Source organism: Campylobacter sp. CCS1377 (assembly GCF_040008265.1).
GTDB lineage: Bacteria > Campylobacterota > Campylobacteria > Campylobacterales > Campylobacteraceae > Campylobacter_D.
On sequence record NZ_CP155620.1, the window covers coordinates 654,727 to 673,913 of the forward strand.

Annotated in this window: 18 protein-coding genes, 1 tRNA gene and 2 rRNA genes; 14 read left to right on the forward strand and 7 right to left on the reverse strand. The window is 32.0% G+C overall.

Features of this window, described 5'->3' with window-relative positions; translation table 11 throughout:
• Positions 1-4 precede the first annotated feature (4 nt).
• From AAH949_RS03345 to AAH949_RS03370, 6 genes are all read left to right on the forward strand, one after another.
• Positions 5-81: transfer RNA gene (locus tag AAH949_RS03345), tRNA-Ile, on the forward strand.
• A 368-nt stretch (positions 82-449) separates the two neighbouring features.
• Positions 450-3,358: ribosomal RNA gene (locus AAH949_RS03350) — 23S ribosomal RNA — on the forward strand.
• A gap of 261 nt (positions 3,359-3,619) precedes the next feature.
• Positions 3,620-3,736, forward strand: a 5S ribosomal RNA gene (gene rrf, locus AAH949_RS03355).
• 935 nt (positions 3,737-4,671) lie between these two features.
• Positions 4,672-4,836: a hypothetical protein gene (locus tag AAH949_RS03360; RefSeq protein ID WP_348518977.1), complete on the forward strand. Its 165-nt coding sequence runs from the start codon at positions 4,672-4,674 to the stop codon at positions 4,834-4,836.
• Between the two features lie 236 nt (positions 4,837-5,072).
• Positions 5,073-5,459, forward strand: coding sequence for a hypothetical protein (locus AAH949_RS03365; protein ID WP_348518978.1), 387 nt, complete (start codon positions 5,073-5,075; stop codon positions 5,457-5,459).
• A gap of 156 nt (positions 5,460-5,615) precedes the next feature.
• Positions 5,616-6,059: a hypothetical protein gene (locus AAH949_RS03370; RefSeq protein ID WP_348518979.1), complete on the forward strand. Its 444-nt coding sequence runs from the start codon at positions 5,616-5,618 to the stop codon at positions 6,057-6,059.
• A 163-nt stretch (positions 6,060-6,222) separates the two neighbouring features.
• Here the strand turns inward: AAH949_RS03370 and pyk are convergent, their stop codons facing one another.
• The 6 genes from pyk to AAH949_RS03400 all read right to left on the reverse strand — a co-directional run bounded on the left by pyk (position 6,223) and on the right by AAH949_RS03400 (position 11,672).
• Positions 6,223-7,662: a pyruvate kinase gene (gene pyk / locus AAH949_RS03375; RefSeq protein ID WP_348518980.1), complete on the reverse strand. Its 1,440-nt coding sequence runs from the start codon at positions 7,660-7,662 to the stop codon at positions 6,223-6,225.
• 86 nt (positions 7,663-7,748) lie between these two features.
• On the reverse strand, positions 7,749-9,095 hold the full coding sequence (locus AAH949_RS03380; protein WP_348518981.1) for an FAD-dependent oxidoreductase: 1,347 nt from the start codon (positions 9,093-9,095) through the stop codon (positions 7,749-7,751).
• 123 nt (positions 9,096-9,218) lie between these two features.
• On the reverse strand, positions 9,219-9,857 hold the full coding sequence (locus AAH949_RS03385) for a type III pantothenate kinase (RefSeq protein ID WP_134239247.1): 639 nt from the start codon (positions 9,855-9,857) through the stop codon (positions 9,219-9,221).
• A complete protein-coding gene (locus AAH949_RS03390; protein WP_348518982.1) occupies positions 9,854-10,141 on the reverse strand; it encodes a tram-like protein in 288 nt (95 codons plus the stop codon). Before AAH949_RS03390 ends, AAH949_RS03385 begins: the two co-directional genes overlap by 4 nt.
• A complete protein-coding gene (locus AAH949_RS03395) occupies positions 10,138-11,130 on the reverse strand; it encodes a hypothetical protein (protein WP_134239246.1) in 993 nt (330 codons plus the stop codon). Before AAH949_RS03395 ends, AAH949_RS03390 begins: the two co-directional genes overlap by 4 nt.
• Complete coding sequence (locus tag AAH949_RS03400) at positions 11,127-11,672, reverse strand: hypothetical protein (RefSeq protein WP_348518983.1); 546 nt, start codon at positions 11,670-11,672, stop codon at positions 11,127-11,129. Before AAH949_RS03400 ends, AAH949_RS03395 begins: the two co-directional genes overlap by 4 nt.
• A 120-nt stretch (positions 11,673-11,792) precedes the next feature.
• Here AAH949_RS03400 and gatC point away from each other — a divergent pair, with 120 nt between their 5' ends.
• The 8 genes from gatC to AAH949_RS03440 are packed head-to-tail and all read left to right on the forward strand — an operon-like array spanning position 11,793 to position 17,989.
• Positions 11,793-12,080: an Asp-tRNA(Asn)/Glu-tRNA(Gln) amidotransferase subunit GatC gene (gatC, locus tag AAH949_RS03405; RefSeq protein WP_134239242.1), complete on the forward strand. Its 288-nt coding sequence runs from the start codon at positions 11,793-11,795 to the stop codon at positions 12,078-12,080.
• Between the two features lie 15 nt (positions 12,081-12,095).
• Positions 12,096-12,653, forward strand: a complete 558-nt coding sequence (locus AAH949_RS03410) for a CvpA family protein (RefSeq protein ID WP_348518984.1) — start codon at positions 12,096-12,098, stop codon at positions 12,651-12,653.
• Complete coding sequence (locus tag AAH949_RS03415) at positions 12,653-13,123, forward strand: Fur family transcriptional regulator (protein ID WP_348518985.1); 471 nt, start codon at positions 12,653-12,655, stop codon at positions 13,121-13,123. Before AAH949_RS03410 ends, AAH949_RS03415 begins: the two co-directional genes overlap by 1 nt.
• Positions 13,123-14,631 (forward strand): lysine--tRNA ligase, encoded by a 1,509-nt coding sequence (lysS, locus tag AAH949_RS03420; RefSeq protein ID WP_348518986.1) that lies wholly within the window; start codon positions 13,123-13,125, stop codon positions 14,629-14,631. Before AAH949_RS03415 ends, lysS begins: the two co-directional genes overlap by 1 nt.
• On the forward strand, positions 14,628-15,872 hold the full coding sequence (locus AAH949_RS03425) for a serine hydroxymethyltransferase (RefSeq protein ID WP_134239235.1): 1,245 nt from the start codon (positions 14,628-14,630) through the stop codon (positions 15,870-15,872). Before lysS ends, AAH949_RS03425 begins: the two co-directional genes overlap by 4 nt.
• Complete coding sequence (locus AAH949_RS03430; protein ID WP_134239233.1) at positions 15,869-16,417, forward strand: DUF1882 domain-containing protein; 549 nt, start codon at positions 15,869-15,871, stop codon at positions 16,415-16,417. Before AAH949_RS03425 ends, AAH949_RS03430 begins: the two co-directional genes overlap by 4 nt.
• Positions 16,418-16,429: 12 nt before the next feature.
• Positions 16,430-17,200 carry an SPOR domain-containing protein gene (locus AAH949_RS03435; RefSeq protein WP_348518987.1) on the forward strand — a complete coding sequence of 257 codons (771 nt, stop codon included), beginning with the start codon at positions 16,430-16,432 and terminating at the stop codon, positions 17,198-17,200.
• On the forward strand, positions 17,201-17,989 hold the full coding sequence (locus AAH949_RS03440) for a shikimate dehydrogenase (RefSeq protein WP_348518988.1): 789 nt from the start codon (positions 17,201-17,203) through the stop codon (positions 17,987-17,989). It begins immediately after the preceding gene.
• On the opposite strand, the gene dnaJ is transcribed toward AAH949_RS03440, so the two are convergent.
• Positions 17,986-19,101, reverse strand: a complete 1,116-nt coding sequence (gene dnaJ, locus AAH949_RS03445) for a molecular chaperone DnaJ (RefSeq protein ID WP_348518989.1) — start codon at positions 19,099-19,101, stop codon at positions 17,986-17,988. The genes AAH949_RS03440 and dnaJ overlap by 4 nt on opposite strands.
• Positions 19,102-19,187 lie beyond the last annotated feature (86 nt).

Sequence of the window (19,187 nt, forward strand, 5' to 3'; positions counted from 1 at the left end):
AAAAGGGCCTATAGCTCAGCTGGTTAGAGTGCACCCCTGATAAGGGTGAGGTCACAAGTTCAAGTCTTGTTAGGCCCACCATAGTAATCAATCTTAGAAGAATGAATAAGATTTGAAGTAAAGCTTTAAAATCTAAAGTAAGTATATGATTTATTTTATATACTTCCTTTAGGTTTTAAGCCTAAAAGTTCTTTATAATTATTATTGTTAAGAGTCACAAGCAAGTTTTAATAAAAACAATTTTACAGGACTTGTTAAAGGATGAAACTCAACTATCTTTTCTTTAGTAATAAAACTAGAGACAAGTTTCAAACTCACAGCTTATTTAGATATTAATTATATTAGTATTTATAAGTGTTTGAATGCTTTCCGTCTTAAGATAGCAAAGTCTTATCATAAAAACTTTAACAAGGAAGTGATGCGTTTTAGAATCAATAAAAAGGTAAAAAAGGTAAGCTACTAAGAGCGAATGGTGGATGCCTTGACTGGTAAAGGCGATGAAGGACGTACTAGACTGCGATAAGCTACGGGGAGCTGTCAAGAAGCTTTGATCCGTAGATTTCCGAATGGGGCAACCCAATGTATAGAGATATACATTACCTAATAAGGAGCGAACGAGGGGAATTGAAACATCTTAGTACCCTCAGGAAAAGAAATCAATAGAGATTGCGTCAGTAGCGGCGAGCGAAAGCGCAAGAGGGCAAACCCAGTGCTTGCACTGGGGGTTGTAGGACTGCAATGTGCAAGAGGTGAGTTTAGCAGAACATTCTGGAAAGTATAGCCATAGAGGGTGATAGTCCCGTATGCGAAAAACAAACCTTAGCTAGCAGTATCCTGAGTAGGGCGGGACACGAGAAATCCTGTCTGAAGCTGGGTCGACCACGATCCAACCCTAAATACTAATACCAGATCGATAGTGCACAAGTACCGTGAGGGAAAGGTGAAAAGAACTGAGGTGATCAGAGTGAAATAGAACCTGAAACCATTTGCTTACAATCATTCAGAGCCCTATGTAGCAATACAGGGTGATGGACTGCCTTTTGCATAATGAGCCTGCGAGTTGTGGTGTCTGGCGAGGTTAAGCACACGCGAAGCCGTAGCGAAAGCGAGTCTGAATAGGGCGCTTAGTCAGATGCTGCAGACCCGAAACGAAGTGATCTATCCATGAGCAAGTTGAAGCTAGTGTAAGAACTAGTGGAGGACTGAACCCATAGGCGTTGAAAAGCCCCGGGATGACTTGTGGATAGGGGTGAAAGGCCAATCAAACTTCGTGATAGCTGGTTCTCTCCGAAATATATTTAGGTATAGCGTTGTGTCGTAATATAAGGGGGTAGAGCACTGAATGGGCTAGGGCATACACCAATGTACCAAACCCTATCAAACTCCGAATACCTTATATGTAATCACAGCAGTCAGGCGGCGAGTGATAAAATCCGTCGTCAAGAGGGAAACAACCCAGACTACCAGCTAAGGTCCCTAAATCTTACTTAAGTGGAAAACGATGTGAAGTTACTTAAACAACCAGGAGGTTGGCTTAGAAGCAGCCATCCTTTAAAGAAAGCGTAATAGCTCACTGGTCTAGTGATTTTGCGCGGAAAATATAACGGGGCTAAAGTAAGTACCGAAGCTGTAGGCTTGACTTTGTCAAGCGGTAGGAGAGCGTTCTATTTGCGTCGAAGGTATACCGGTAAGGAGTGCTGGAGCGAATAGAAGTGAGCATGCAGGCATGAGTAGCGATAATTAATGTGAGAATCATTAACGCCGTAAACCCAAGGTTTCCTACGCGATGCTCGTCATCGTAGGGTTAGTCGGGTCCTAAGTCGAGTCCGAAAGGGGTAGACGATGGCAAATTGGTTAATATTCCAATACCAACATTAGTGTGCGATGGAAGGACGCTTAGGGCTAAGCATTGCTAGCGGATGGAAGTGCTAGTCGAAAGTTGTAGGTGCTTATACAGGAAAATCCGTGTAAGAATACACCGAGAACCTATAGGCTTTTTGAAGTCTTCGGATGGATAAGAGTAATGCTGATGCCGTCGAGCCAAGAAAAGTTTCTAAGTTTAGCTAATGTTGCCCGTACCGTAAACCGACACAGGTGGGTGGGATGAGTATTCTAAGGCGCGTGGAAGAACTCTCTTTAAGGAACTCTGCAAAATAGCACCGTATCTTCGGTATAAGGTGTGGTTCGCTTCGTATTAGGATTTACTCCGAAAGCGAAGAAACTTACAACAAAGAGTCCCTCCCGACTGTTTACCAAAAACACAGCACTCTGCTAACTCGTAAGAGGATGTATAGGGTGTGACGCCTGCCCGGTGCTCGAAGGTTAATTGATGGGGTTAGCATTAGCGAAGCTCTTGATCGAAGCCCGAGTAAACGGCGGCCGTAACTATAACGGTCCTAAGGTAGCGAAATTCCTTGTCGGTTAAATACCGACCTGCATGAATGGCGTAACGAGATGGGAGCTGTCTCAAAGAGGGATCCAGTGAAATTGTAGTGGAGGTGAAAATTCCTCCTACCCGCGGCAAGACGGAAAGACCCCGTGGACCTTTACTACAGCTTGACACTGCTATCTGGATAAGAATGTGCAGGATAGGTGGGAGGCTTTGAGTATATGACGCCAGTTGTATATGAGCCATTGTTGAGATACCACTCTTTCTTATTTGGGTAGCTAACCAGCTTGAGTTATCCTCAAGTGGGACAATGTCTGGTGGGTAGTTTGACTGGGGCGGTCGCCTCCCAAATAATAACGGAGGCTTACAAAGGTTGGCTCAGAACGGTTGGAAATCGTTCGTAGAGTATAAAGGTATAAGCCAGCTTAACTGCAAGACATACAAGTCAAGCAGAGACGAAAGTCGGTCTTAGTGATCCGGTGGTTCTGTGTGGAAGGGCCATCGCTCAAAGGATAAAAGGTACCCCGGGGATAACAGGCTGATCTCCCCCAAGAGCTCACATCGACGGGGAGGTTTGGCACCTCGATGTCGGCTCATCGCATCCTGGGGCTGGAGCAGGTCCCAAGGGTATGGCTGTTCGCCATTTAAAGCGGTACGCGAGCTGGGTTCAGAACGTCGTGAGACAGTTCGGTCCCTATCTGCCGTGGGCGTAAGAAGATTGAAGAGATTTGACCCTAGTACGAGAGGACCGGGTTGAACAAACCACTGGTGTAGCTGTTGTTCTGCCAAGAGCATCGCAGCGTAGCTAAGTTTGGAAAGGATAAACGCTGAAAGCATCTAAGCGTGAAGCCAACTCTAAGATGAATCTTCTCTAAGCTCTCTAGAAGACTACTAGTTTGATAGGCTGGGTGTGTAATGGATGAAAGTCCTTTAGCTGACCAGTACTAATAGAGCGTTTGGCTTATCTTTAATAAAGCATCACTTCCTTGTTAAGGTTTTTAGTAAAGCTTTGAATAACAATAATCATTCAAAGTGATATGGAAATCTTGCAAGTAGGGTTTATATTAGAACTTGCTCTTAACATTGTTTTTTAAGTATTCTAAGACTAAAGGCTTATCGAGAAGAAAGATAAGATTTAAAAAGTAAAAGAAGAAAGAATAAACAAGATAAATAAAAAAATAAAAGCTTTATTCTTAAGTTAAATCCTTCAAAGAATATTTAAATAACAATGTCCGTGATTATACAGATGTGGAAACGCCTTGCTCCATCCCGAACCAAGAAGCTAAGCACATCGTGGGTGATGATACTACGCCTTACTGGCAGGGGGAAAGTAGCTCATTGCGGACTTGTTAATTCTTGTATAATTTATTTTATACTTCAAAGCTTCTTTTTTATCTGATTTATGTTATATCTTTATACTTATTATAGTTTTATTTAGTTTTTAACCAGTATATTTCTTTATGACTTGTAATATTTTAAACTTCTAATAATATTTTTCAAAACTTATTTTTATTTTATTATTCTTGAGCTTATTTTTTTAAATTTGTTTTTAGCTGCTTTTATTTTATAGTTTATTATTTATGCTGATTATTGTTTAATTAATGGTTTTTTATTATTGGTTATGAGATGCAATAGGTGTTGGCATACCTTTGGATTAGAAAGAGTTATTTTAGTATGATGCAATTGTTTGGATTTTAAAATTAAACAAATGGGGTTAAATTTTAGCATGGGTGTTTTTATTTTATTATCCTTAATGAATAATTCTTATTTGTTTGTTTGGGTTTTTAATTATTTAATTGTTGATTTAATTTTATATCTTTTATATCTTTTATTTTTATAGATTTATTGTTTAGATTATTTTTATTTATTAGAATGATTATTGTTTTTAGGTTTGTTGATTGTAGCATTTTAGATTTATTTGTAACATTGCTTTATTTTTGGGTTTAATGTAGTCTTTAAAATCACTTATTACTTATACTCGTTTATTTTTTTATCAATCAATTACAAAACAATATTTCTTGGTTTTTAGTGTTGTTTGTTTTTAGGTTTATTGGGTGTAAAAAATTTTAGAAAGATTAAATATTTTTTATGATGTTTAAAGTGTTTGGAAGATATGAAGTGAGTTTTTAATAAATTATATTGCAAAATGCTACATTATTAAAATAAAAATGATTAATAAAAATCACCAAAGTCATTATCTTTTGCTTTATTTACTTTCATCTTTTTAAGTGCTTGTTTTTTTTAAAGGAAAAGAGTAAAAGAATTAAGAAAAGAGAAAAAAGATGAATGAAAGTATTTATGGAAGTTTAGAGTTTTATTCTAAAGAAACTCAAAGCACTCCTAGTGATAAAAGGGATTTAGGAGTATTTGGAGATGTTGCTCCTTATACTTTAGACCTTGCAGAAGGTTTTATTACTAAAGCTTTTGAAGGGATGAGCAATGAATAATTCTACTTTGCTTTGGAAAAGTAAGAGAAAAATTATTCCTTTTAGTTTGTTTTTTTGCTCTCTTTATTTTATATTAGCTTTTTTTCTGTGTTGGTTTTGTTGATTTGTTTTACTTAAAGAATCTTTGTGGTATAGTTTATTAGCTATATTTCTTACATTTTTTTATATTTCTGAATTGTATGAAACATTAAATTTTTAAATCTATAATTTTAACAGAGCAAGGATTAACATTAAAAATGCGGTGGTTTGATACGGAAATTTTCTATCCTTATGGAAGTTTTACTATAAAATCTATAACCATACAATTTATTAAATTTGATGAAACTATAAGTTTTTTATCAAATACTACTATTAAAAATTTTAAATTACTTAATGGTTTTGAATCTTTTGGTAGCTTTGAAAACAATCACACATTTAAAGAATTATGCGCCAAATATACACAAAAAGCTTTAGAAACTATGAATTTAGAAGAAAAAGTAAATCTTTATAAGCTTTATCAAGCAAATATAGAAATATTTTTTAATCAAGAAATAGATCACAATGTTTTTATTATTGATTTTCCCCCTTATATACAAGAGATTAAAACTTATTTAAAGGATAAAAATGAGCCAAACAAACAATAACACAGAAATCAAAGAGCAAGATACTCAAGATGAAATTATTTTTGAAGAAAAGAAATATATACCTGCATTTTTATTTTGCGGGATAATATACACTGGATTTTTATGTTTTTTTCTTTATTGGCTCCCTAGGGCATTTGACAATACTAAGAATTTTAAATGGTTTGTGGTTTTTATTATATATCTTTATGTATTATATATATAAGTCTTGTTTATAAAACAGTAAATTTTAAAAGAATTTATATCACAAAAGAAAAACTTGTGGTTGAATTCTATTTTAGGAATGATTTAATTTTTCCTTTAGGAACTTTTTTTGTGTATTCTTATAACCCATCGCGTGCTTTGGTGGGAGATATAGTTATACAAACTCTCAAAGGTAAAAGATACTACATTAAAAATCTTATCAAGCATGAAATAGAACTAAAAAATGATTTTTATGCAAAAGTTAATGCCATTATAAAGCCCCATGTAATGCCTTATTTGTTAAGCTTAGGTGATGAAGAATTTGAAAAAATCATTTCATTTGTAACCGGTTTTCATAAAATTGATACCACTTTCCTTAAAGAAGCAATGGAACTCAGAAAAGAGAAAAAAGATAAATGAAATAAATACAATAATGTAAAAATGAAAAATTTAGATTTAAGATAGGACATTTTTGAGTTAAAAGGTAAATTAGAATTTCAATTTTTACACACTTGTATATTTAATCATTGCTGAATTAAATTTGATTCAGAATGATATTGTTTTATCATTCTAAATTTTTTGATTAGGTTAAATAATATTCAATTTGATCTTTTTTAAGAATACGGATAAGATTGCTTGAACCTTCTACTCCTGTTGGGAATCCTGCAGTAAGGATATAGGTTTTATCTTTTTTGATTAACTGTGCTTCAACCCCTTTTTTAATAGTATTTTTTAGCAATGAAGTTAAATCATTTTCTTTTTCTACTAAAATTAAAGGCATGACACCCCAAACTATGCTTAAAAAATTTAAAGTTTTTTCTGAATGTGCTGCGGCGATAATTGGAGCTTTTGGTCTATATCTTGACATTTTTATCGCTGATTTTCCACTACTGGTTAATGCTATGATAGAATCAGTTTCTAAATCTCTTGCTAAATATGTACTTGATCGAGTAATGATATCAGTATCATCGTGATAGGAGAAATTGCTAAATTTATTATAAGGATATGATTTTTCGCTTTCGAGTATAGTTTTACTCATGATATCCACTGCATTAATTGGATCTATACCGATGGCGCTTTCTTCGCTTAACATAACCGCGTCAGTGCCGTCTAATACAGCATTAGCAACATCTGAAATTTCTGCTCTTGTGGCATTTTTTGTTTTTGCAAGAGAGAAAAGCATTTGAGTTGCGGTAATGACAGGCTTTCCTGCTTCGTTTGCCTTGTGAATGATTTGTTTTTGTATGGTTGGAACTCTATAGTAAGGCACTTCTATGCCTAAGTCTCCTCTGGCTACCATGATTCCATCACTGATTCTGATGATTTCATCTATATTTTCCACCGCATCAAATTTTTCTATCTTGGCAAAAATAGCTATTTTGGCTTTATGGGCATCTAAAATTTCTTTTACATCATTAATATCATGGGCGTTTTGCACGAAAGAAATGGCCAAAAAATCTACTTCATTTTTAATTCCCCATAACAAATCGTCTTTATCTTTTTGAGTAATGACATCAATATTAATTTTTGTATTTGGAAAATTTACTCCTTTATTAGAATTTAATACTCCGTCATTTTCTATTACAGTTTGAATAAATTCGTTATTGCTTTGTTTAACTTTTGCCCGTATGCTACCATCGTAAAGATAGACATATTCATCGTTTTTTAGAATGCTTAGAATTTCTGGATGATTAATGCTGATTTTATAGTGATTTTCGCTGATTTGCTCCCCAAGAATTTTTTGTTTATAAAAATCAAGCCTATCTCCTGTTTTTAATTCGAAAGGATTTTTGAGTTCATGAGTTCTTATTTTAGGACCACTGATATCTTGAAGTATACCAATTCGCACACCCAGTTCTTTTGAAGCTTTTTTAATGATATTGAGATTTTTTTTGTGATAATCGTGCGTTCCATGAGAAAAATTAAGTCGAAAAACATTAACACCTTTTAAAATCATTTCTTTAATAGTGCTGATGTCTTCGCTTGCAGGTCCAACGGTGGCAACAATTTTGGTTTTTTTCATTTATTTTTCTCCTTGAAAAATTTTTCAAAATTGTAGTATATTTTAGATACAAAAAAGATACAAAAATGTATCTTTTTTGAAATTTTTTAAAGTAGTTCAGTATTTAGCCTATCTTCGTCAAATCTTGCGCCCAAGTATTCACAAATAGCCTTAGTATCCCTTAAAGCATTGCCAAGACAGCTTGTTGCGCCTGGACTTGGAGTCATATTGAAAATGATGCCATCCACTTCATTAATACTTGCTTCTCCAAGCATTAATTCTCCGACTTTTTTATCAATTACTTGTGGGCGAACTCCACCAAATCCACTTGCATAGTAAATATCGCTTGTTTTTAAACTAGGAACAATTTTTCTTGCATCTTTAACAAATAATGCTTTATTGATAAATGGAAGTTCAAATAAATAATTATATAAGACATAATTTCTGATGGTTGGATCTTTAAACATATTAAGAGTTATTTTTGCTACAACTTTATCAAATTTTAAGGTTTCGAAAAATTCGGGAACTGATTTGAGTCCTTTGTATCTCTCGAGCTTTGGTATGACAAGTGCAGTTGGACCAAAACGAGTATTCATATCAGCCAATAAATCAGGATCTCCATGCAAGGCAGCAAAAGGCAGTTTTGGATTTTGCACCATATAAACTTTACCATTAAGAATTTTTTGTTTTGTAAGATAAAAACTTCCAGCAACAGGCCAACAAGACTTATCAAGCCCTACACCCATTCTATGAGCTAGGAATAAAGAATGTGCGCCAGCATTTACAACCACAGCTTTTGCAGTGTATTCTTTATAATCAGTCGTGTAAATGTGGAAAACATCATCTTTTTTTTCTATTTTTGTTACCTCTTTATTGAATTCCACTAAAGTATTTTTGCCTTGTAATTGACCTTGTTCAATCAAACTTTGGCTCATTTTGCCATAATCAACAGTTGTAAAAACCTCTCCTTGTTCCACCCCCATTGCCACAATATTTTCTTTCCTATCGTTAATGCCATCTGTACCTAAGGCAACTTTTGGTTCTATTTCTTTAATTTTAGTTTTGTCAAAGAATTTTATATAAGGATAGAGTTCTTTAAATTCTTCATATCTTTGTTTCATATATTCACACTCTATATCTCCAACGCCTAATGCCATTTTTTGATGAGAAAACATAAATTTATTTTGTGCATTTTGCATTAAGCCGTATTTAACAATCATATCCGCTGTTTTTTTAACTTTTTTTGCTTTTTCGAGTGTATAGTTTGTTTCTATATCTCCACAATGTATAGTTTGGGAGTTGCTTGTTCCTTTACTATTAAGAGTAGCTGGAGCATTATATTTTTCTAAAATAGCTATATTTTTAATATCTGTATATCTTGCAAGTTCAAAAAATAAAGCTGCACCTGAAATTCCAGCACCTATTACCACCACATCATAATGTTGTTGATTCATAATTTTTCCTTTTCCTAATGCTTTCAAATATTAACTTTTGAAACATAAAAAATTGTAATTTAATTTATTTTACAAAATAATAAAACAAGGTATAGAATAACAATAATGAGAATTTTTGTAACATTAAAAATAAGAGTGTAATTGCGGGTTTTCCTTTATTACTTTTTGCATACCTCTAAAAATGAGTAATTTATCATAAATTGCATGTTCGAAAAAATTTGCCAGAAATTGCCCATCTCCACCTGTGAAATAAAGTTTTTCGTTTTTTGCTGCGTCTTTAATGCTTAAATGAATGCTTTTAAACACACCATAACTTAAAGCATCGATAGTGCGTTGAGGGAAAGCATCAAGGCTTAATTGAGTGTTAAATTCGCATTTTAAGCGAGGTGATATATGTGCAAAAATTTTTTTATAATTAGCAATACCAGGTAAAATAAAACCACCAAGATGAACGGAATTTGACATAATATCTACCGTGATCGCGCTACCAGCATCAACAACAACACCATCTTTAATTGTATAACAAGCTGCGATTCTATCGATACCTAAGCCTTGATAAATAGTATCAAATTTGAAATAAGGCTCTAAATTGATAAAGTTATTTTTTGCATTTAGAAAATCTTTTAAGCTTTCATTGACATTAATATAAAAAAAGTTTTTTTCATCATCTTTATGATTTAAAAATTGTTGTACGCTTATGGTAGAGTATTTATAACCATCTAAAAAATTTGCATTAGAATTTCCTACATCACATAAAATCATAAAATTAAAAATCCTTCATTAATGAGATAATTTTTTGCTTTGGAGCATAAGGGTGCATTGGTATGCAAGATTAAAATCTTTTCTTCAGAAGATAAAATTTTTTCACTTAGTTCTTTTAAATTTAAGGCATCTTTGAGTAAAAATCTTGTTTTGCCTGTGTATTGAAATATTAAATGATTTTGGGTAGTGTGACAAATTAAATTTTTTTTTCGTGTAAGCTTGCTTAAATCAAAGATCTGCAAAAAAAGTTTATGTTTTTGCAGATAGTCGTTAAAATTATTCATTTTAAATTTAGAATTTTATTAGAATAAAATAATTTGTCATTTCCAATAAAGCTTTTTTGATCCACTAAATTATCTATCTTATAAACTTCTATGTTTTCTAAATTTAAATCACTTTTAATCAAAAAGCCTGTTTTTTCAAAAACATAAAGCATATCATTATAAATCGTATTTTTGATAAAGATAGCAAATTGAAATTTTTTCTCTGTAATTTTTCTAAGATTGAAGTCTGTTTTTATAATTGTTCCATCTTTTGTAAATATAAAGACATTTTGTCCAGATACGGCAATATCCTTGATATCTTCATTTAAATATAAGGTTCGATTTGGTGAAACAACGATCACTTTTTTGGAGGTTGCGGCTATCATTTTATCATCAATAATATCAAGATAAATAACATTATTAAAGAAATTTTCAGTTCCAACAACAACATCTCGCACAATACGCAAATCATTGCGATTAAATATAATTAATTTTCCATCTAAAGTAGGATAGATGATAATACCACCTAAGAAATAAGGAGCAGCGACGCGGTTATCTTGTGCTGATGCCACAGAAAGTGTGGTGCTAAATTTGATACCTAAACTACGATTTGCTAAAACTATGCTATTGTCAGCAAGTATTAAGGCAAGTTCATCTCCTTCTGAATCAACTCCTAAAACAGCTGCATCAAATTTATAAGAATATACTTCTTCATTATTGCTGATGATTTTTAAATTCCCATCATTATCTGCTATAAAAAATTCATTATCTTTAATTTTTAAAAGAATGTAACCTTTTTGGATTTTGAAATCTTTAATCAAGCCTTCTTTGCTAATGACTCTACCATCGGCTAATTTTGCAGAGTGAAGATTCCAATCTATAATGTTTGCGTTTAAACTTTCATTATAGTTTATATCACCTTGAATTTTTTCAGGATTATAATATTGTCTTTTAGTGCCACAGGCACTAAGTAAGAATAAACATAAAATTGTTAAAATTATTTTTTTCATTTTTGACCTTGATAATGTTTTAAATTATTTGCCAATTGTCCAATTTGGGAATTGGGATCAATTTGAGAAAAAATCACTTGTGCTTCTTTGATTTTATTTTGTTCAAGTAAAGAATAGGCGAGAAGTAATTTTTTATATTCTTTTAGTAAGATAGAATCTTTATTAAGTTCTAAATCTACGATACTTTTCAACAAGGGATCTAGTTTTAAGTTTTCTAATTCTTGAAGATTTGATGAATTTTGACTTAATAAATAAATGGCATATAAATTAGCGTTTTTATCTTTTAGAGAGTTTAATTTTTCTTGATTGTTAGGATCTTTTATCAAGGATATATAAAGTTCATTACTTGTTTTAATATTGTTTTCTTTAACTAAATTTATTATAAAACTTATAAGAAACCAAAGCAATAAGGTAACAATAAGAGCCAAAAAATAATATTTATATTTTCTTATAAATCTTTCGCCTTTGATGAAATTTCCAATCATCTGCTCTTGAGCACTTAACTCTGATTTTATTGTGTTTAAATCATCTTTTAAAGCCAAATTTTATCCTTAAATATGAATTATAAAGCGTAATTGTAGCATATAAAGTTATTAAATATGTTAAATTTTGAAGTAAATTTGTGATATAATCATTGTTTTAATTTTATAGCAAGGGTAAATATGCAAATAGATGATGCTTTATTGGTTAAATTAGAAAAATTAAGTGCTTTAAAAATTACTGATGAAAAAAGAGAAGAGTTAAAAAAACAATTGGGTGAAATTCTGAATTTTGTTGAAAATTTAAATGAACTTGATTTGAGCCACAGTGAGGTTGTGGTAAGTGCTTTATCAGGCGGTACTCCTTTTAGGATGGATGAGGTGAAAATGAGTCAAGTAATTGATCCTTTGATGCAATGTGCACCAAAAGTACAAGATGGCTTTTTTATTGTTCCAAAAATTATAGAATGATTAAGGTGAAAAATAATGAATAATTTTTATTGGTTTGATATTTTTATATTTGGCTTAACTTTGCTTTTGGGGTTTAAAGGAATTGTTAATGGTTTAATTAAAGAAGTTTTCGGGCTTGCAGGTATTATCGGTGGGGTTTTGATTGCATCACGATTTGCGCAAGAAGTTGGAAATTTAATACAAACTTATATTTATAATATTAACAATGAAGATCTTAGTGTTTTTGCTGGATTTTTATGTGTTTTATTTGTATTTTGGGTATTTTGTTTAATTTGTGGCAATTTGCTTTCAAAATTAATTAAAATGAGTGGTTTGGGCTTTGTAGATAGATTAGGTGGTTTTATTTTTGGGAGTTTTAAGGTTTTTTTGATTTTTGCTATTTTAATTTTTTGTATAGGACGCGTAGGATTTTTAAATACATATTTAGAAAAATATGCTCAAGGCAGCTATTCTTTGCCTTTGCTTAAAAATATGGGTGCATTTATTATGAATTCATCTATAACTCAAGAAAATATACCAATGCTTGAAGAATCTACTGATTTAGAATCAACACAAATTCAAGGAGATATATAATGTTAATTGAAAACATAGAATATGATGTTTTATTAGAAAGATTTAAGAAAATTTTACGACAAGGTGGTCTTAAATACACTAAACAAAGAGAAGTCTTACTTAAAACCTTATATCATAGCGATACGCATTATACGCCAGAAAGTTTGTATATGGAAATTAAAAAAGTAGAGCCCGAATTGAATTTAGGAATTGCTACGGTTTATAGAACTTTAAATTTACTCGAAGAAGCCGAAATGGTTACTTCTATATCTTTTGGTTCTGCGGGTAAAAAATTTGAACTTGCTAATAAGCCTCATCATGATCATATGATATGTAAAAACTGTGGTTTGATTGTGGAATTTGAAAATCCAATTATAGAAAGACAGCAAAGCTTGATAGCTAAAGAACATAATTTTAAGCTTACAGGTCATTTAATGCAACTTTATGGAATTTGTGGTGCTTGCAATCAAAAATCAAAGGTAAAAATCTAATGTTTGATAATATTTTAGAACAGCAACGAATAGAAAAGGCTAATGAATTAAAAAATGCAGGTATTAACCCTTATCCGCATTTTTTAAAAAAAGAGATGTCTTTATTAGATTTTAAAAACAAATTTGCCTATGTAATGGATAATGAGAATAAGCGCGATGAGAGTGTTTTTGCGGTGGTAGCAGGACGCTTGAAACTTTTAAGGATTGCAGGAAAGTCTATTTTTGCAAATATAGAAGATGAAAGTGCGAATTTGCAGATTTATTTTAGTAAAGACAGTATAGGCGAAGAGCTTTATAGCCTTTTAAAAAAGAATTTAGAAGTTGGAGATATTGTTTTAGTTAGAGGCTTTCCTTTTGTAACAAAGACTGGAGAATTTAGTCTTCATGCCAGCGAAGTAAAGCTTGCTACAAAAGCAATTGTTCCTTTGCCTGAAAAATATCACGGACTTACGGACATAGAACAAAGATACCGCAAGCGTTATGTGGATATGATTATGAATTCTGAAGTGAGAAAAGATTTTTTTGTTCGTTCAAAAGTAGTAAGCTTAATCCGCCATTTTTTTGAGGATAAAGGTTTTTTAGAGGTTGAGACTCCTATGATGCATCCTATTGCTGGAGGGGCAAATGCTAAGCCTTTTGTAACTTTTCATAATTCTTTAGGAGTGGAAAGGTTTTTAAGAATTGCACCAGAGCTTTATTTAAAGCGACTTGTTGTGGGTGGCTTTGAGGCAGTTTTTGAAATCAATCGTTGTTTTAGAAATGAGGGAATGGATCTTACGCATAATCCGGAATTTACGACGATTGAATTTTATTGGGCCTATCATAATTATCAAGATTTAATGGATCTTACTGAAGAGCTTTTTGCTTTGCTTTTAGAAAAGTTAAATTTAGGAAAAATTATAGAATTTGATGGACAAAAAATTGACTTTTCAAAGGCATTTGAAAGAATTAGCTATAAAGATGCGCTGAAAAAATATGGCGGATTGAGTGATGAAATCATAGAAAATAAAGACAAAATTTTAGCAAAATTAAAAGCAGATGGTTTTGAAGCAAACGAAAAACTTGATTTGGGGCATTTGCAAGCTGAACTTTTTGATAATTATGTAGAGAGTAAATTGATTAATCCAACTTTTATTACAGATTTTCCAATTTCTATAAGTCCACTTTCCCGCCGTAGTGATGAAAATCCAGAAATTGCAGAAAGATTTGAACTTTTTGTATGCGGAAGAGAATTGGCAAATGGCTTTAATGAGCTAAATGATCCGCTTGATCAGTATGAGAGATTCTTAAAACAAATTGAAGCAAAAAATGCAGGTGATGAAGAGGCTTGCGAAATGGATGAAGATTTTGTTAATGCTTTGGGTTATGCTATGCCTCCAACAGCAGGGCAGGGTATAGGCATTGATAGACTTGTAATGCTTTTAACCAATAAAAAATCTATTCGCGATGTGATTTTATTTCCGGCAATGCGTCCATTGAAATCAGAATTAAAGGAGATTAAAGAATGAGTTTAGAACAATTTGACAAAGAAATATTTGATTTAACCAACCAAGAATTAGTGCGTCAGTGCGAAGGTCTTGAAATGATAGCAAGTGAAAATTTTACTTTGCCAGAGGTAATGGAAGTAATGGGAAGCGTGCTTACAAATAAGTACGCTGAAGGCTATCCAGGTAAAAGATATTATGGTGGTTGTGAGATTGTAGATGAAATAGAAAATTTGGCTATTGAAAGATGCAAAAAACTTTTTAATTGTAATTTTGCAAATGTGCAGCCAAATTCAGGTTCTCAAGCCAATCAAGGCGTATATGCTGCTCTTTTAAATCCAGGAGATAGAATTTTAGGTATGGATTTAAGCCATGGTGGGCATTTAACTCATGGTGCAAAGGTGAGTTCATCGGGAAAAATGTATGAAAGCTTTTTTTATGGTGTGGAACTTGATGGGCGTATTAATTATGAAAAAGTAAGAGAGGTTGCGCGTATAGTTAAGCCAAAGCTTATTGTTTGCGGCGCTAGTGCTTATGCTAGAGTGATTGATTTTGCTAAATTTAGAGAAATTGCTGATGAAGTGGGTGCTTATTTGTTTGCCGATGTTGCACATATTGCAGGTCTTGTTGTAGCAGGCGAGCATCCAAGTCCATTTCCACATGCTCATGTGGTAAGTTCAACTACACATAAAACCTTGCGCGGTCCAAGGGGTGGTATTATTATGACTAACGACGAAGAGTTGGCTAAAAAGATTAATTCTGCGATTTTCCCTGGAATTCAAGGCGGACCTTTGATGCATGTTATTGCTGCAAAAGCAGTAGGATTTAAGTTTAACTTAAGCGATGAATGGAAAGTTTATGCTAAACAAGTAAGAGCCAATGCACAAACTTTAGCTAAAGTTTTAATGGATAGAAAATACAAACTTGTCAGTGATGGAACGGATAATCATTTGGTTTTGATGAGCTTTTTAGATCGTGAATTCAGCGGAAAAGACGCTGATTTAGCCCTTGGAAATGCTGGAATTACAGCAAATAAAAATACCGTACCAGGAGAAACTCGAAGTCCTTTTGTTACAAGCGGTTTAAGACTCGGAACTCCAGCACTTACAGCAAGAGGTTTTAAAGAAAATGAAATTCAAATTGTTGCAAACTATATAGCAGATATTTTAGATGATATTGCTAATGTAAATTTGCAAAAAGATATTAAAGAAAAACTTAAAATTCTTGCAAGTAATTTTATGATTTATTCAAAGGCTATGTTTTGATTACAAATGTTGATTTATCTTTAATTAAGATGATTAATAATCATTATTTTATAAAAAGAGATAAGATTATTAGAAAATTTGAATATAGAGGTCGTTATTTTTTTGATAAATTTGAAAGAATTAATGCGCCTTTGTTACCAAACCTTATTCGTGATCATCTTGATAAGAAAATTATCATTGCCCATGATTTAATTACGGCTGATGATAAGGTTGAAAATATAGTTTTTGATTACAATGGTTTTAATACCGAGAGATTTTGGCATAGAGCTCAATTGATTTTGCGAGAAGAGGGCTTTATTAATTTTACAGCCTATAAAACAAAAACCCCAGGACATTTGCATCTTTATATTCATAAAGGTCATACTTCTTTACATGAGGGTTATCAATTGGCACAAAAATTATCCATTATGTTTGCCAAAAAGATGATGTCTACAGAGTGGAGGGTTTTTCCTACCATGGATTTACCAAAAGAGTATAATATTTTAGCATTGCCTTATGAAGTATATCAAAAAGAAAGAGGTACTTCTTGGTCAAAACATATGTAAAAAAAAGGATAAATGATGGAAGAAAAAAATGAATTTGATGATATTATCCTAGATAAGGGTAACAAGAATGAAAAAATTAAAAAAATTTTATTAAGAACTATTATTCTTGTAATTTTGTTTTTAGTGGTGTTAATTGTTATGAGGTTGATTAATAATGATAATACCAAAGAGAATTCTATTGTGCCAACTGAGCCTATTGTTAATGAAAATAACGAGACAAACAATGGCTTTGAAAATATGCCTATTATAGAATCCAATATAAAAGAAGATGAATTTGAAGCTTTAAAAAAACAAATTCAAGAAGATAACAATGAAAGCATTGTAGATGTAAATGAAAGTTTGGCTTTGCCAGAGTCTAATAACACGCAGATAATTCCTGTTGCGCCACAGACTCAAGAGCCACAAATTCAAGAAAAACCTAAGCCTTCTGTGGAAACATCTAAAAAGGAAACTCCAAAAGCACCTAAAAAAGAAGTGAAAACAGAAGTGAAAAAACAACAAAGCACAAATGATTTGTTTAAAAATATTTCCACTGTATCTTCCGAGTTACCAGCAGGAACTTATATACAAATTTTTTCAGTTTCTAATCCTGATTCAAAATCCAAAGAATTGGCTTTGATTAAGAAAAATGGTTATGAGTATAAATTTTATAAAACAAATGTAAAAGGTAAAGAAATTACAAAAGTGCTTGTTGGGCCATTTTCTAAAGATACTATTAATAAGGAAATGAGTAAAATTAGAGTCAATATTAACAAAGATGCCTTTGTTTTTTCGGTTAAATAAATGAAATTTTTTGCCGTTTTTGGCGATCCCATTATTCATTCAAAATCTCCAAGAATTCATAATAATGCCATTAAAACTTTAAATCTTAATGGCGTTTACACGCGTTATCATCTTCAAGATAAAAATCAATTGAAAACTAAATTGTTTGATTTAAAATTGGATGGTGCAAATATTACTGTGCCTTTTAAGGAGCAAGCTTTGCAAATAGCCGATTTTAAAGATGATTTAGCTTTAAATATAGGTTCGGCCAACACCTTACTTATAAAAGAGAATAAAATTTATGCTTATAATACCGATGCACTAGGTTTTATGGAAGCGATAAAGAATTTTAAAAATATAAAAAAGGTTTTGATTCTGGGAGCTGGGGGTACAGCGAAGGCGCTTGCTTATATATTAAGAAAATCAGGTATGGAGCTTGTTGTAGCAAATCGCAGCAAGGCTAGATTGGAAGATTTTTGGGCTTATCAAAATTGTACTTATGATGAGCTTGAAGACTTTAATTTTGATTTAATTGTGAATTCAACTTCAGCGGGTTTAAAAGATGAATATTTGCCTTGTGATGAAAAATTACTTTTAAAGCTTTTTAAGCATTCTTCTTATGCTTTTGATGTGATTTATGGAAAAAAAACTTCTTTTTTAAAGCTTTGTGAGCAAAATGAAGTTGTTGCTAAAGATGGCTTAGATATGCTTTTATGGCAGGGAGTTTTTGCTTTTGAACTTTTTTTTGATATTAATAATAAAAGAGAGAAACTTAAAAAAGCAATGCAAGAAGCCTTGGTTTTAAGTTAAGACTTAAACCAAGATTTTATTTTATCAAAAATTCCTTCTTGCTCTTGATATAGTCCATTTTTAATCCCAAAACTTTCGCTAAGTTTTTCAAGCAATTCTTTTTGTTCATCATTAAGACTGGTTGGAAAAGTAATGGAAATTTGTACAATTTGTCTGCCTAGTTTTTTAGTTTTGATATTCTTTACCCCTTCATTTTCAAGAGCAAATCTTTGTCCATCTTTTGCACCAATTGGCAAATTTAAAATTGCTTCGCCTCGAATGGTCGGCACTTTTATGCTTTGTCCAAGAGCTGCTTGTGTGAAAAATACAGGAAATTCTATATAAATATCATCTTCATCACGTACAAAGGTATCATCATCCAAAACAAAAACTTGAACGAATAAATCACCTCTTGTTCCATTTTTAAGTATATTAGCTTTATTTTCTACTCTTAAATTCATACCGTTATCAATGCCTTCTGGGATATTAAGTTCGAAATTATCTTTTATTTCTTCATAACCTAAACCATAGCAAGATGGACATTTTTCTTTAATACTTTTGCCTTCGCCGTGGCAATTTGGACAAGTTTGTGCAAAAGTAATAAATCCTTGCTGAATTTCCACTTGTCCTCTACCATGACATTTTGGACAAACCTCTGTTTTGCCGTCTTTTGCACCACTTCCATTACAAGTTTTGCAAGAATTTTTATAACTAAAATTTATAGTTTTTTTGCAGCCAAAAACTGCCTCTTTAAAAGAAATTTGAATTTGAACTTTTAAATCAGCATTGTATTTATCTTCACTGCGATGTCTTTTTTTAGAATTGCTACCAAATCCTCCACCAAAAAAACTTGAAAATATATCTCCTAAATCTCCAAAATCCGAAAAACCACCTCCGCCAAATCCTCCAGATTTTAATCCTTCTTTACCATATCTATCATAAATTTCTCTTTTTTCATCATTGCTTAAGACTTCGTAAGCTTCATTAATGAGTTTGAATTTATCTTCAGCTTCTTTATCCCCTTGATTTCTATCGGGATGATATTTTAAAGCCAATTTTCTATAGGCTTTTTTAATGGTATCCTTGTCGGCATTTTGAGTGATTTCTAAAATTTCATAATAACTTATTTCCACGATTTGTTTTCCTTTTGTTGTAATTAAAATCATAAAATAAAAAATGTTATTTTATCAAAGAAATTAAGAAATATAATCATAAATTA